We start from the raw sequence: 12,866 nt of genomic DNA on the forward strand, positions 1-12,866 counted from the left end.
GACCGGTGCTTGTCCCCGGGGCGGGCGAATTCCGGGTGAACTCCGTGTCACGAGTGACCGGTTGCGGCAGGATGCGGGCGCATGGACGCCGTACGGGTCGCGCTGCTGCGCGAAGTGCTCGCCGGGACCGAGTGGCTGGGGGCCACCCGGAGATTCGCGGGGGTGCTGCGCGGGTCGGTGGTGGCCCACGGGGGCGGGCTGCTGCTGGTGGGCACGCCGGAGTACGAACCCTGGCATCTGGCCGCGCACCTGGTGGACGAGGCGGCCTGGTCCGGCACCCCCGAGCTGGCGCCGACGCTCGTACGACATGACGCGCGCCCCTTCGACCCGCCCCACCTCGCCGTCGGACCCGGGCGGATCGCGGCGGCGCGACGCGGGGAGACCCTGCTCGTCGTGGCGCCCGAGGAGCCGGCGCCGCTGCTGGAACGTGTGCACTCGGCCCGGCGGGCCGGGGTGACGGTACTGGCCCTGGGCGCCGGCGGAGGCGAGCTGGCCGCGATGGCCCACGAGTCGCTGGCGGCGCCGGAGGGCTCGGAACTGGACCTGGACACGGTGCAGCACCTGGTCAGCGCGGGTGCGGGCGAAAACGGAAGCTCCCCGAGGGTTCGGCGGGGTTTCCGCGACCGCCTGTCGAGGCTGGCGGAAATTCTGACGGCACCGCCCCCTGCCCCCTGGTGAAAACCGGTTGCCCAGAGGTCCGGACCGGTCGAGCATTTCCCGGTGATCCGCGCTCTGCTCCCCGACCTCTCCCCCTGGCAGACCTCCGTAGATTTCCGTCGGCTCTGGAAGTCCGGGCTGATCAGCAACTTCGGCAGCTTCCTCACCCTCGTCGCGCTGCCCGTCCAGCTGAAGGACCTGACGGAGTCCACCGCGGCGGTCGGCGCGATCGGCGCCGTGGAGCTGCTCCCCCTCATCGTCTGCGGACTGTACGGCGGTGCCCTCGCCGACGCGCTGGACAAGCGGAAGCTCATCGGGTGGACGGAAGCGGGTCAGGGCCTGCTCAGCGCGGCGCTGCTGCTCAACGCCCTGCTCCCGCGGCCCACGGTCTGGCCCCTGTACGCCGTCGCCGCCCTCTCCTCCGCCCTGGGCTCGCTGCAGCGCCCGGCACTCGACTCCCTGTGGCCCCGGATCGTCGCCCACGCCGACATCCCCGCCGCGGCCTCGCTGAACTCGCTGCGCTGGACCGTCGGCGGAGTCGCCGGCCCGGCGCTCGCCGGCGTGGTCGTCGCCTACGCGGGCCTCGGCTGGGCCTACGCCGCCGACCTGCTGACCTTCGCGGTCTCCGTGGCGTACATCGTCCGGATCGCTCCCTCCCCCGCCTCCCACGAGGCCGCGAAGCCGTCGCTCGGGGCCATCGCGGAAGGCGCCCGGTACGCCTTGAGCCGCAAGGAACTCCTCGGCACCTACGTCGTCGACCTCGCGGCGATGTCCCTGGCCATGCCCCTCGCCGTACTGCCGTTCCTCGCCGACGAACTGCACGCAGACTGGTCGCTCGGGCTGATGTACGCCGCCCTCCCGGCCGGCTCCCTGCTGGTGAGCCTGACCAGCGGCTGGGCCTCCCGGATCCACCGGCACGGGCTGATGGTGGTGCTGGCGGCCACCGGATGGGGCCTCGCGGTGGCGGCGGCCGGCCTGTGCGGGAACGTGTGGCTGGTCCTGGTCCTCCTGACCGTCGGTGGCGGCTTCGACATGGTCAGCGGGATCTTCCGGGCCGCCATGTGGAACCAGACCATCCCCGACGAGCTGCGCGGCCGGCTCGCCGGGATCGAGCTGCTGTCCTACTCGGTCGGCCCGCAGCTCGGCCAGGTCCGGGCGGGTGGCCTCGCCGCCTGGGCGGGCGTGCGGACCTCCGTCGTCTCCGGCGGGCTGGCGTGCGCGGGCGCCATGGGCCTGCTCGCGCTCTGCCTGCCGCGCCTCATGACGTACGACGCCCGGACGAACGAACACGCCGTACGGATGAGGGAGCAGCGCGCCGCCACCACCCCGGCTGCCGGCTGATCACCCCTCGTCGGCGTCCCCCTGCTGAGCCTTGTCGTGCCAGCGCGGGTCGGTCTCCCATTCGAGGTTGCGCTCGCGGGCCGTCTCCATCGCGTGCTCGGCCTCCGCACGGCTGGCGTACGGCCCGAAACGGTCCTTGGCCGGGCACTCCGGCCCCTCCTCGACCTTGCCGTGCACCAGGCAGTAGTACCACTCGCCCGGCTTGCCGACGGTGCGCTTCTTGAACAGGGCCATGAACAGCTCCTCTCGCCACCGACATGTTCCCCCATGCCGGCTCGATAGACTCGCTGGCATGTCTGGCCAGTCACTGCTCGTACCGGGGGAGCTGTCCCCCACCCGTTCGGTCCCCGGAAACATCCGCCGCCCCGAGTACGTCGGCAAGCCCGCGCCGACGCCGTACACCGGGCCGGAGGTGCAGACCCCGGAGACCATCGAGGCGATGCGGACCGCCGGCCGTATCGCCGCGCAGGCGATGGCGGAGGCCGCGCGGATCATCGCGCCCGGGGTCACCACGGACCAGCTGGACAAGGTCGCCCACGCGTACATGTGCGACCACGGCGCCTACCCGTCCACGCTCGGCTACCGCGGCTTCCCCAAGTCCCTGTGCACCTCGGTCAACGAAGTCATCTGCCACGGCATCCCGGACTCGACGGTCCTCAGGGACGGCGACATCGTCAATCTGGACGTGACCGCGTACATCGGCGGGGTGCACGGCGACAACAACGCCACATACCTGGTCGGGGACGTGGACGAGGAGTCGCGGCTGCTGGTGGAGCGGACCCGTGAGTCCCTGGACCGCGCGATCAAGGCGGTCAGGCCGGGCCGGCAGATCAACGTCATCGGCCGGGTCATCGAGTCGTACGCCAAGCGCTTCGGGTACGGCGTGGTGCGTGACTTCACCGGGCACGGCATCAACTCGTCGTTCCACTCCGGCCTGATCATCCCGCACTACGACAGCCCGCACGCGACGACGGTCATGCAGCCCGGCATGACGTTCACGATCGAGCCGATGCTGACGCTGGGCACCCACGAGTACGACATGTGGGACGACGGCTGGACGGTCGTGACGAAGGACCGCAGGCGGACGGCCCAGTTCGAGCACACGCTGGTGGTGACGGAGACCGGCGCGGACATCCTGACCCTGCCGTAGCGCCGCGCTCGCCCCGGCCACGGCCGCACAGCCCGCCCTGAGCGAGGGCGGGCTTTCTCTTGTAGACTTTTACCGACATGATGTCGGCAAGATGGGCAGGAGACAGCCGCATGGACTCCTTCTCGACCCTCATCCGCACCGCGTCCCACGAGCAGCATGTGGAGGCGGAGACATCGACGTTCATGAGCGACCTGCTCGGCGGCCGGCTGGGCGTGGCCGCGTACGCGCGCTACACCGAGCAACTGTGGTTCGTGTACGAGGCCCTGGAGAGCGACACCGGGCCGCTGGCGGCGGACCCGGTGGCGGGGCCGTTCATCCGGCCCGAGCTGCTCCGGCTGACCGCGCTGGAGCGGGACCTGGCGCATCTGCGGGGTCCCGGCTGGCGGGCGGGGCTGAGCGCCCTGCCCGCGACCCGGGAGTACGCGGACCGGGTCCGCGCGTGCGCCGAGCGCTGGCCCGGCGGTTACGTCGCCCACCACTACACCCGCTACCTGGGCGATCTGTCCGGCGGCCAGATCATCCGCGACCGGGCGGAGAAGACGTGGGGCTTCGCGAGGAAGGGCGACGGCGTCCGCTTCTACGTCTTCGAGGGCGTCGCCAACCCGGCCGAGTTCAAGCGGAGTTACCGGAAGCTGCTGGACGCGATAGGCGTGGACGACCTGGAGAAGCAGCGGATCATGTCCGAGTGCAAGCGCGCGTTCGCCCTGAACACGGCCGTCTTCCGGTCCCTGGGCGAGGAGTTCCCACTGACCGCGTGATGGGTGGGTACTAGGGCTCCAGAAACACCCTCCCCCCGATCTCCACCCACCCGTGCGGTTGCGGGGCGGTCAGGATCTGGGAGCCCTTGCCCTGGGTTATGTTCAGGGCTCGGCCCAGCCGGTCGGTGAGGAGAAGGGCGGCGGCGCCGGTGGCCTCGTCCTCGTCGATGCCGTCGTTGCGGCCGGGGAAGGCGCGGGCACGGATCCGGCCGGCCGCCTCGTCCTGCCAGGCCCAGGCGTAGACCCACTCCCCCGGCGGCGGCACGTCCAGGGCGTCGACCTCGGCGGGGGTGCCGTACCGGCGCAGGGTGCGCGGCGGGGCCCACTCCGCCCGGGCCTCGATCCAGCTGAACTCGCCGTCCAGCCGGGCGCCCACCGCCCCGGCGGGCGTGACCAGTTCGGGCACGTCGAGCAGCCAGGCCGTGCCGACGCAGGGGTGTCCGGCGAAGGGCAGGCGCAGGGTGGGGGTGTAGATGTCGATCACGCCGCGCTCGGGGTCGTCCACGAACACGGTCTCGCTGAAGCCGAGTTTGGCCGCCAGCGTCTGCCGGTCGCTCCGCTCGGGCAGCACCGATCCGTCGCGGACGACACCGAGTTCGTTGCCGTAGCCGCCGTCCGGTCCGCAGAAGACGCGCAGTACGTCGTAGTCAGTCACCGGGGAATTGAAACATCGCGGCACGGGCGAGTGCGCGCCAGGCGGGGGCGCCGCCATGGAGGGGGTGGGTGGCGGTGGGCACCGCGGCGTACGGCAGTTCGGCGAGCGTGTCACCGTAGGCCCGCTGCACGGCGTCCCGTTGGCGTTCCGCTCCCGGCCCCGGGGGAAGCGCGGCGAGCCGTTCCATGTGGTACTCGTGGGCCTGGTGGATCTTTTCGGCGCCGTGCCACCGCTGGTCGGGCGCGGGCAGCCGGGTCAGCTCGACACAGTGCGGGGTCCGCCCCTCGGCCAGCGCCGCCACCGCCCGGTCGTGGCCGTCGAGGAGCAGCCACCCGTCGAGGAAGGTCACCCACCACAGCAGGACGGGTGCCAGTGTGCCCTCACGGACGAGTTTGCGGTACGCCTTGACGCGGCCGGAGTCGGGGGGCGAGAGCGGGCGCAGCGGTACGACCCCGTGCCAGCCGCCACCGCAGTACAGCCCGAGGCTGCCGCCGGGCCACTCCCGCACCAGGTCCTCCTCCCAGATGCCGGGCGGGAATCCGGTGCGCAGGGCCAGCTCCCAGCGGCCGTCGCTCAGCGGTGTCCCGGTCGTCTCCTCCAGCCGGCGTGCGTACTCGTGCGGCCAGTTGACGGACGACCGCTGCCGCGCCGTACGCAGGGGTGGCAGCGGTGAGCGGTAGCCGTCGAGGCGGTGCAGACGGAGTTCGGGACAGCAGGGCGCGCCGTCGATGACCGAGCGGCCGAGCAGCAGGGGACGCCCGGCCTGCCGCAGGAGCAGCATCCTGCCGTCGTCCGCCGTCTCGAAGCGGAGTGACGGCGGGCCAGGCCGGTCCCTGATGTCCAGCACCAGCCGGGCGGCCCCCAGCAGTTCCCTGCGCGCGTTCCCCATGCCGGTCACCCTCCCACCGCCGGGCATGCGTGTTCGACTTCCGGCCCGACCCGGCCGTCCTCCAGGTCACGGTGTGGCTGCTGTACCTGATCCCGGCACTCGCGGTGTTCTTCGCCCCGGTAGGGTTCGCCTCCGGGAAGGGGAAGGTGAAGGGACCCGATGAGCAGGTATCGCAGCCCGCGCAGGCTCCGCAGGCGTGACCGGAAGGCGCTGCTCCGCAGGCGCGGCCGGAACGCGTTCGCGGCGGCCTCGCTGACCGCGCTGTCGCTGACGGCGAGTGGGTGCGTGGTGGTGCACGGGGAGCGGGAGATGCTCCCCTCCGCCACCCGCGCCGAGGCCGCGCAGGCGGTCACCGCGTTCACGACCGCGTACAACAAGGCCGACAAGGCCTACGACAACTCCCTGGACGCGCCTTATCTCACCGGCCCGTTCGGCGACATCACCGCCGCCCGGCTGAAGGCCGGGCACACCAACAGCCCGTCCGGCAACGCGAACCACGTGCCGCTGAAGCTGTCGGACCTGAAGATCACGATCCCCAGGAAGCCCGGCTGGCCGCGCTGGTTCGTGGCCGACGCCAAGGGCAACAAGACGGGTGCCGCGCGCTGGCTGATGGTGTTCACCCGGGGCGACCTCGGTGCGCGCTGGCGGGTGGCGTATGTGACGCTCGTGGCGCCCGGCGCCGTACCGCAGTTCCGGACGGACAACGACGGCTGGGCCGAGGCGGTGCCGGCCGACTCCACCCAAGTCGCCGTCGCTCCGGGGAAGTTGAGCGAGGACTACGCGACGTACCTGAAGAAGGGCGGACCGGGTTTCGCCGACGGCCAGTACACCAGCGTCGAGCGCGCCGACCGGGCCAAGCGGGCCCGCAAGCCCGGCCTGGTCACGCAGTTCATCGACCGGCCGCTGACGAGCGGCGGCTACGCACCGCTGGCGCTGCGCACCGCGGACGGCGGCGCGCTGGTGTTCTTCACCACACACCACTACGAGAAGCAGACCGCAGCCACCGGAACCACCGTCCCGATCCCCAACAAGGACGTCCAGGCCCTGACACAGGGTGAGGTGAAACAGTCCCTGACCCTGGAACTCATGTCCGCGGAGGTCGCCCTGGACCCGGCGGGCAACGGCAGGGTGTCGGTACTGGGCCGGGTACCGGGCCTGACATCGGCGCAGGGCGAGTAGAACGCTGAGCGTCTAGTGGCGCAAGGGCCAGACCGCGCCCTCGGCGGTCGTACCGGCATACCGCCCACACGCGTCCGTGAGCACCTCCAGCAGGCTCAACGGATCCGGCAGCGCAAGCTCCGGGCCACGGCCGCTCACCCAGCGCACCCGCCGCCCGTCGTCGCCGGGCAGCCGGGCCGGCGGTACGAGCACGTACGACCCGCGGCAGTGCCAGCGCAGCCCAGGGTGCTCGTCCATGGTCTCGGGGTGGCAGTCCAGCTCACACGGCCACCACTCGTCCTCGTCCTCGGGGGTACCGCGGGTGAGGGTGAAGAACAGCATGCGGCCGTCGTCGCTCTCGGCGACCGGACCGACCTCGACCCCGCTGCCGAGCAGCCGCTCCAGCGCCTCCCGCCCGGCCTCCAGGGGCACGTCCAGGACGTCATGGGTCATACCGGTGGCGGTGATGAAGTTGGCCTGCGGCTGGTGCCGGGCCCAGCGCTCGATCTGGGCGCGGTCGGTGGTCGACTGGGTCTGCCAGGCGAACGACACCGGGTGCCGGGCCGGGGTGGGACAGCCGACGCGGTCGCAGGAACAGCGGTAGCCGGGGGCGGGGTGCGCGGCGGGGGCGAGCGGCAGGCCGGCGGCGGCAGCGGCGAGCAGCTCGGCCTCACGGCCGTCGTCGGCGGCTTCCTTCGGACGGCGTCCGAGCAGCCACTGGGAGAGTTTGCCCTGCCGGCCGGACCGGCCGCCGAACGTCGCGCTCATCTATCGCCTCGCCTCGGTGGTTGCCTCGCTGGTGTGCGGACAGCATGCCTTATCGTCCCATCTTCCTGCGCTTCGGGGGGCCGCGGGGCGGATCCGGAGGAACCGGACGAGACCCGCCTCACATGGATCAGCGGGGGATCAGGCCGTACAGGGCGTAGTCGACCAGGGTGTCCGTGTAGGCGTATGTGATCGGGGCCGTGTGCTGGAGCCAGCGCTGGGCGAGGGGTGAGACGAACAGCTCCAGGGCGATACGGGGATCGACGTCGGCCCGTACCGCCCCGGCGTCCTGCGCGGCCCGCAGCCGGTCGACGTACAGCTGGAGCTGAGGCTCCAGGAGCTTGCCGACGAACTCGCGGCCGAGCGGCTCGTTGACCACGCCCTCGGCGGCCAGGGACCGGGCGGGCACCTCGAAGCGCGGGTCGAGGAGCTGGTCCACCGTGATCCGCAGCACCGCCTTGAGGTCGGCGGCGAGGTCGCCGGTGTCCGGGATGGTGTACGGCGCCTGCCCCGCTTCCTGTGCCGCCTGCGTGGAGAGGTCGAGGAACGCCTCCAGCAGGACGTCCGCCTTGGAGGACCACCAGCGGTAGATCGTCTGCTTGCCGACCCCGGCCCGTGCGGCGATCCCCTCGACGGTGGTCTTCGGGTAACCGATCTCGCCGACCAGGGCGAGGGCGGCGGCGTAGATCGCTCTGCGGGACTTCTCGCTGCGGCGGGCGGCGTCGGGGGCCGGCTTCTTGACCATGGGGGGACGTTAACAAGCCACCGTGACTACGCGGGCGGCTCCCGCGGCGGCCACCGGTCGCCCCACTCGGCGTCCCGGGCCGCCTTGTACAGGTCGCCGTGGCGTTTGGTGACCGTCCTACGGGCCAGCCGTTCGTCGGCCTCGCACAGGTCCAGCAGCACCTGGCCCTTGCGGATCTGCGGGCGCCGGACGATGCGGGCGGGGGCCGGTTCGGCGGGCAGGCGGGTGGCGACGACGTACGAGAACTTCTCGTCCTCGTACGGCAGGGTGCCGCCCTTGACCTGGCGGTGCAGGGAGGAGCGGCTCACCCGGGCGGAGAAGTGGCACCAGTCCTTGCCGGGCTCGATGGGGCAGGCGGCGCTGTGCGGGCAGGGGGCGACGACGTGCAGGCCGGCGCGGACGAGGCGGTCGCGGGCCTCGATCACCCGGGCGTAGCCGGCCGGGGTGCCGGCCTCCACGATCACCACGGCCTGCGCGGCGGCGGCAGCGGCGTCGACGAGGGCGGCGCGGTCGGGCTCGGCGAGTTCGTTGAGGACGTACGACACCGTGACGAGATCGGCGTCGTCCAGGGTGAGGTCGGCGCCGATCCGGGCGCGCTGCCAGCGGGCGCCCCGCAGGTCCGGGTTGGCGCCGGCGATCTCCCGGCCGAGGGCGAGGGCGGGCTCGGCCCAGTCCAGCACGGTGACGCCGCGCTCGCCGGGCCAGGTCGCGGTGACGGCCCAGGTGGCGGCGCCGGTGCCACCGCCGACGTCGGTGTGGCTGCGGGGCGTCCAGTCGGGCATGGCCGCGGCGAACGCCTCCAGCGCCGCGTGGACCGCCTCGAAGGTGGCCGGCATGCGGTAGGCGGCGTAGGCGGCCACGTCGGCACGGTCGCGGAGGATCGGCGCGGCGGTGGGGGTCTGCCCGCGGTAGTTGGCGATCAGTCTTTCGACCGCTCCGGCTGCTTGCCTGGGCGGGAGTCCGGCGAGGACGTCGTCCAGGGCCGCGCGCAGGTGCTCCGCTGGGCGTACGGGGTCGTTCACCCGGTGATTCTACGGCGCAGCCCGGAGCACCGGTGAGGTCAGATCACCGCCCTGGCCAGATGCGTCGCCAGAGCCGCCCTCGGCCCGTTGTCCGGTGCCCCGCGCCGTGGATGCACCGTGTTCGCCAGCAGGATCAGGAACGTGTCCGTCCTCGGATCGAGGACGAGTGACGTGCCGGTGAAGCCCGTGTGGCCCGCCGCGCCGCTGCCCGCGAGTTCGCCCATGAACCATGGCTGGTCGACGGTGAAGCCCAGGCCGGGCGGGGTGAGGAGCAGCTCGACGAAGTCGGGGCCGAGGATGCGGGCGGGGCCGTAGGAGCCGCCGGCGAGCAGGGCGCGGCAGAAGACGGCCAGGTCGGGGGCGGTGGAGAAGAGGCCCGCATGGCCGGCCACGCCGCCCAGCGCCCAGGCGTTCTCGTCGTGGACGACGCCCCGCAGCAACCCGCGGTCCGCCTTGGCCCACGGCCGCCGCTGGTCCTCGGTGGCGGCCGCGCCGGGGCAGGGGCCGAAGGTGGTGGCCGTCATGCCGAGCGGGCGGGTGATGCCGTCCTGGACGAGGACGTCGAGGCTACGGCCGGTGAGGCGCTCCAGCACGGACTGGAGCAGGAGCATGTTCAGGTCGGAGTAGAGATACCGGCCGGGCTCGCTCGTCGGGGCCTCGGCGCGCAGCAGGGACAGGCGGGTGGCGTCGTCCGGGCAGTCGTACAGCGGGAGTTCGGGGCGCAGCCCGGAGGTGTGGGTGAGCAGCTGCCGCACGGTGATGCCGTGGGCGGCCGCGGCGTGGAAGTCGGGCAGGTAGTCGCCGACCCGGGCGTGCATGCCGAGGGTGCCGCGCTCGATCTGCTGCACGGCGGCGACGGAGGTGAACAGCTTGGTGAGGGAGGCCAGGTCGAAGGGCGTGTCGACGGTGGCCGGGACCCGGGCGGCGGGCGGCAGTTCGACACCGGTGTCGGTCTCGGGGTCGTAGCCGCAGTAGCGGACGGCGAAGCCCGCCGCCTCGGCGACGGCGATCACAGGTCCGCGGCCGGCCAGCACGACGGCGCCGGGCGCCCAGGGGCGGTCTCCGGCGGTGAGGGCGTGCACCTCGCCGACCAGGTGCCCGAGTTCCACCGGATCGAGCCCGGCCCGTTCCGGTGTGTCGGCGCGCAGTTTCGGTGCGCTCAGTTCTCGTCTCCCTCCGACCCCGCACGGGTGTTCCCCCGTGTCTTCCAGGGACGGCACATTCCCACGAAGCAGGCCGCCGCGACCAGTGCTCCCGCCAGTTGGACCACCGCCATCGGTACGGCGGTGTGCTCTCCGGCGACGCCGACGAGCGGTGAGGCGACCGCGCCGACGAGGAAGGAGGTGGTGCCGAGCAGCGCGGAGGCGGAACCGGCGGCGTGCCGGGTACGCAGCAGGGCGAGGGACTGGGCGTTGGGCAGCGTGATGCCCATGGCGGACATCAGGACGAAGAGCGCGGCGGCGACGGGGGCGAGGCCGGTCTCGCCGAGGGCGCCGGTGGACATCAGCAGCAGGGCCGTCGCGGCGAGCACGATCACCGAGAGGCCGCAGGCCAGCACCTTGTCCAGGGCGACCCGGCCGACCAGGAGCTTGCCGTTGACCTGTCCGGCGACCACCAGGCCGACCGAGTTGAGGCCGAACAGCAGGCTGAAGGTCTGCGGGGAGGCGCCGTAGATCTCCTGGATCACGAACGGGGACGCGGATATGTACGCGAACAGCGCGGCGAAGGCGAAGCCGCCGGCCAGCATGTAGCCGGTGAAGGGCAGGTCGGCGAGCAGCCCCCGCATCGCGCGCAGGGCCGTACCGGCTCCCCCGGCGTGGCGATCTGCGGGCGGCAGCGTCTCGGGCAGCCGTAGCCAGACGAGGGCGGCCAGCAGCACGCCGATCACGGTGAGGACCACGAACACGCCCCGCCAGTCCGTGACCCGCAGGATCTGCCCGCCGATCAGCGGCGCGACGATCGGCGCGACCCCGGAGATCAGCATCAGGGTGGAGAAGAAGCGGGCCATGGCCACGCCGTCGTACAGGTCGCGTACGACGGCCCGGGCGATGACGATCCCGGCCGAGCCCGCGAGACCCTGCGCCAGCCGGAAGGCGACCAGTGTCTCGACGTTCGGTGCGAGGGCGCACAGGGCGGTCGCGAGGAGGTAGACGGCGAGGCCGGCGAGGAGTGGCCGGCGGCGGCCCCAGCGGTCACTCATCGGGCCGACGACCAGCTGGCCGAGGGCCATGCCCAGCAGACACGCGGTGAGGGTGAGCTGGACGGTGGCGGCGGGCGCGTGCAGGGACCTGGTGACCTCCGGCAGGGACGGGAGATACATGTCCATGGCGAGCGGGGGTGTCGCGGTGAGGCCGCCGAGGACCAGGGTGACGAGCAGGCCGGTGCGGCGCGCCGCACCAACCTGCGCCGCGGCAGGGGTGGACATGAGCTGTGTCTTCGGTGTCGGTACCGCCGCACGCTCGTGCATGCGCCCCTCCCCTGTTCAGAAGCCCCTGTCAGGACACGACCGGCACCTATGCTCTCAGCTCGCACACACTGCCTGGGCACACATGAGCGAGGGCGGAGCAGAGGGTGCCCTGGGGGATCCTGGCGACGGGCGTCGTGCCGGCGGGCACCGCGGGCGCGCGAGAAGGAGTCGCCACCGGTGCCGCTGGAGGAGTCGCCGTCGGTGCCGCTGGAGGAGTCGCCGTCGGTGCCGCTGGAGGAGTCGCCGTCGGTGCCGCTGGAGGGCTCGCCCCCCCGTTAACCGTATGGCGGACATGGCATTCCGCATGGCGGACTCGCCGCCTACGCTGCGGTGCCATGACTGACAGGCAATCGAAGATCGCGGTGGTGACCGGCGCCGGTTCCGGTATCGGGCGGGCGGTCGCCGTGGAGCTGTTGCGGGCCGGCTGGTCGGTGGCGCTGGCCGGCCGGCGCATCGAGACGCTGGAGGCGACGGCGGCCCTGGTCCCGGAGGGCGCCGCGCTCGCCGTGCGCACGGACGTCTCCGACCCCGAGGACGTGGCGGCGCTGTTCGCGGCCACGGTGGACCGGTTCGGCCGGGTGGACCTGCTGTTCAACAACGCGGGGACCTTCGGGCCCGGCGGGGTCCCGGTCGAGGAACTGTCCTACGACGCGTGGCGGCACGTGGTGGACACCAACCTCAACGGGGCGTTCCTGTGCGCGCAGGCCGCGTACCGGCGGATGAAGGAGCAGGATCCGCAGGGCGGCCGGATCATCAACAACGGCTCCATCTCGGCGCACACACCTCGCCCGCTCTCGGTCGCCTACACCGCGACCAAGCACGCGCTGACCGGCCTCACCAAGTCGCTGTCCCTGGACGGACGGCCGTACAACATCGCGGTCGGGCAGATCGACATCGGCAACGCGGCGACCGACATGACGGCCCGGATGCAGACCGGCGCCCTACAGGCGAACGGCGAGGTGGCTCCCGAGCCGGTGATGGACGCGGCGGATGTGGCACGCACCGTGCGGCACATGGCCGAGCTGCCACTGGAGGCGAACGTGCAGTTCGCGACGGTGCTGGCGACGGCGATGCCGTACATCGGGCGGGGCTGAATCCATTTGCACAAACGGAATTTGGGCATCCGCAGCATTGCGGCCGGTCGAGCGCATATGCTCAACTCTCCTCCACAAGAGCTTCACAGTTGGAGCCTGTGGATTCCGTAGCCATACCGAGGGGGGAGGCGGCGGCCGTTCCACCGGGCCGGAGTTGGGGGTGGA

Annotated in this window: 14 protein-coding genes and 1 pseudogene; 7 read left to right on the top strand and 8 right to left on the bottom strand. The window is 72.4% G+C overall.

Features of this window, described 5'->3' with window-relative positions:
* The first annotated feature begins 81 nt into the window (after positions 1-81).
* Together AV521_RS17570 and AV521_RS17575 are read left to right on the top strand one after the other, a co-directional pair.
* Positions 82-678 (top strand): hypothetical protein, encoded by a 597-nt coding sequence (locus AV521_RS17570; RefSeq protein ID WP_076089405.1) that lies wholly within the window; start codon positions 82-84, stop codon positions 676-678.
* Between the two features lie 45 nt (positions 679-723).
* Positions 724-1,998, top strand: a complete 1,275-nt coding sequence (locus tag AV521_RS17575; RefSeq protein ID WP_076089580.1) for an MFS transporter — start codon at positions 724-726, stop codon at positions 1,996-1,998.
* On the opposite strand, the gene AV521_RS17580 is transcribed toward AV521_RS17575, so the two are convergent.
* Entirely contained in the window at positions 1,999-2,232 is a 234-nt protein-coding gene (locus AV521_RS17580; protein ID WP_023551242.1) for a hypothetical protein, read from the bottom strand.
* A 58-nt stretch (positions 2,233-2,290) separates the two neighbouring features.
* Here AV521_RS17580 and map point away from each other — a divergent pair, with 58 nt between their 5' ends.
* Both map and AV521_RS17590 read left to right on the top strand, forming a co-directional pair.
* Positions 2,291-3,148 (top strand): type I methionyl aminopeptidase, encoded by an 858-nt coding sequence (gene map / locus AV521_RS17585; RefSeq protein ID WP_076089406.1) that lies wholly within the window; start codon positions 2,291-2,293, stop codon positions 3,146-3,148.
* Between the two features lie 110 nt (positions 3,149-3,258).
* Complete coding sequence (locus tag AV521_RS17590) at positions 3,259-3,906, top strand: heme oxygenase (biliverdin-producing) (RefSeq protein ID WP_076089407.1); 648 nt, start codon at positions 3,259-3,261, stop codon at positions 3,904-3,906.
* A gap of 10 nt (positions 3,907-3,916) precedes the next feature.
* Here AV521_RS17590 and AV521_RS17595 read toward each other — a convergent pair whose 3' ends face one another.
* Together AV521_RS17595 and AV521_RS17600 are read right to left on the bottom strand one after the other, a co-directional pair.
* Entirely contained in the window at positions 3,917-4,561 is a 645-nt protein-coding gene (locus AV521_RS17595) for a PhzF family phenazine biosynthesis protein (RefSeq protein WP_076089408.1), read from the bottom strand.
* A complete protein-coding gene (locus tag AV521_RS17600; protein ID WP_076089581.1) occupies positions 4,554-5,450 on the bottom strand; it encodes a hypothetical protein in 897 nt (298 codons plus the stop codon). The genes AV521_RS17595 and AV521_RS17600 overlap by 8 nt, the downstream gene beginning before the upstream one ends.
* A 29-nt stretch (positions 5,451-5,479) precedes the next feature.
* Between AV521_RS17600 and AV521_RS50850 the strand changes: the two are divergent.
* Positions 5,480-5,650: pseudogene (locus AV521_RS50850) on the top strand (iron transporter); the annotation flags it as partial.
* On the top strand, positions 5,610-6,629 hold the full coding sequence (locus AV521_RS17610) for a hypothetical protein (protein ID WP_076089409.1): 1,020 nt from the start codon (positions 5,610-5,612) through the stop codon (positions 6,627-6,629). The pseudogene AV521_RS50850 and the gene AV521_RS17610, both read left to right, overlap by 41 nt.
* A gap of 12 nt (positions 6,630-6,641) precedes the next feature.
* Here AV521_RS17610 and AV521_RS17615 read toward each other — a convergent pair whose 3' ends face one another.
* The 5 genes from AV521_RS17615 to AV521_RS17635 all read right to left on the bottom strand — a co-directional run bounded on the left by AV521_RS17615 (position 6,642) and on the right by AV521_RS17635 (position 11,565).
* Positions 6,642-7,376 (bottom strand): bifunctional DNA primase/polymerase, encoded by a 735-nt coding sequence (locus AV521_RS17615; RefSeq protein WP_076089410.1) that lies wholly within the window; start codon positions 7,374-7,376, stop codon positions 6,642-6,644.
* A 127-nt stretch (positions 7,377-7,503) separates the two neighbouring features.
* Entirely contained in the window at positions 7,504-8,118 is a 615-nt protein-coding gene (locus tag AV521_RS17620; RefSeq protein ID WP_076089411.1) for a TetR/AcrR family transcriptional regulator, read from the bottom strand.
* Positions 8,119-8,144: 26 nt separating this feature from the next.
* Positions 8,145-9,140, bottom strand: coding sequence for a small ribosomal subunit Rsm22 family protein (locus AV521_RS17625; RefSeq protein ID WP_076089412.1), 996 nt, complete (start codon positions 9,138-9,140; stop codon positions 8,145-8,147).
* Between the two features lie 38 nt (positions 9,141-9,178).
* Positions 9,179-10,360, bottom strand: a complete 1,182-nt coding sequence (locus AV521_RS17630; protein ID WP_179023182.1) for a serine hydrolase — start codon at positions 10,358-10,360, stop codon at positions 9,179-9,181.
* Entirely contained in the window at positions 10,300-11,565 is a 1,266-nt protein-coding gene (locus tag AV521_RS17635; protein ID WP_256725597.1) for a multidrug effflux MFS transporter, read from the bottom strand. The genes AV521_RS17630 and AV521_RS17635 overlap by 61 nt, the downstream gene beginning before the upstream one ends.
* A gap of 377 nt (positions 11,566-11,942) precedes the next feature.
* Here AV521_RS17635 and AV521_RS17645 point away from each other — a divergent pair, with 377 nt between their 5' ends.
* Positions 11,943-12,701: an SDR family oxidoreductase gene (locus AV521_RS17645; RefSeq protein WP_076089415.1), complete on the top strand. Its 759-nt coding sequence runs from the start codon at positions 11,943-11,945 to the stop codon at positions 12,699-12,701.
* Positions 12,702-12,866: the final 165 nt, after the last annotated feature.

It is taken from the genome of Streptomyces sp. IMTB 2501, assembly GCF_001953885.1.
Lineage (GTDB): Bacteria > Actinomycetota > Actinomycetes > Streptomycetales > Streptomycetaceae > Streptomyces.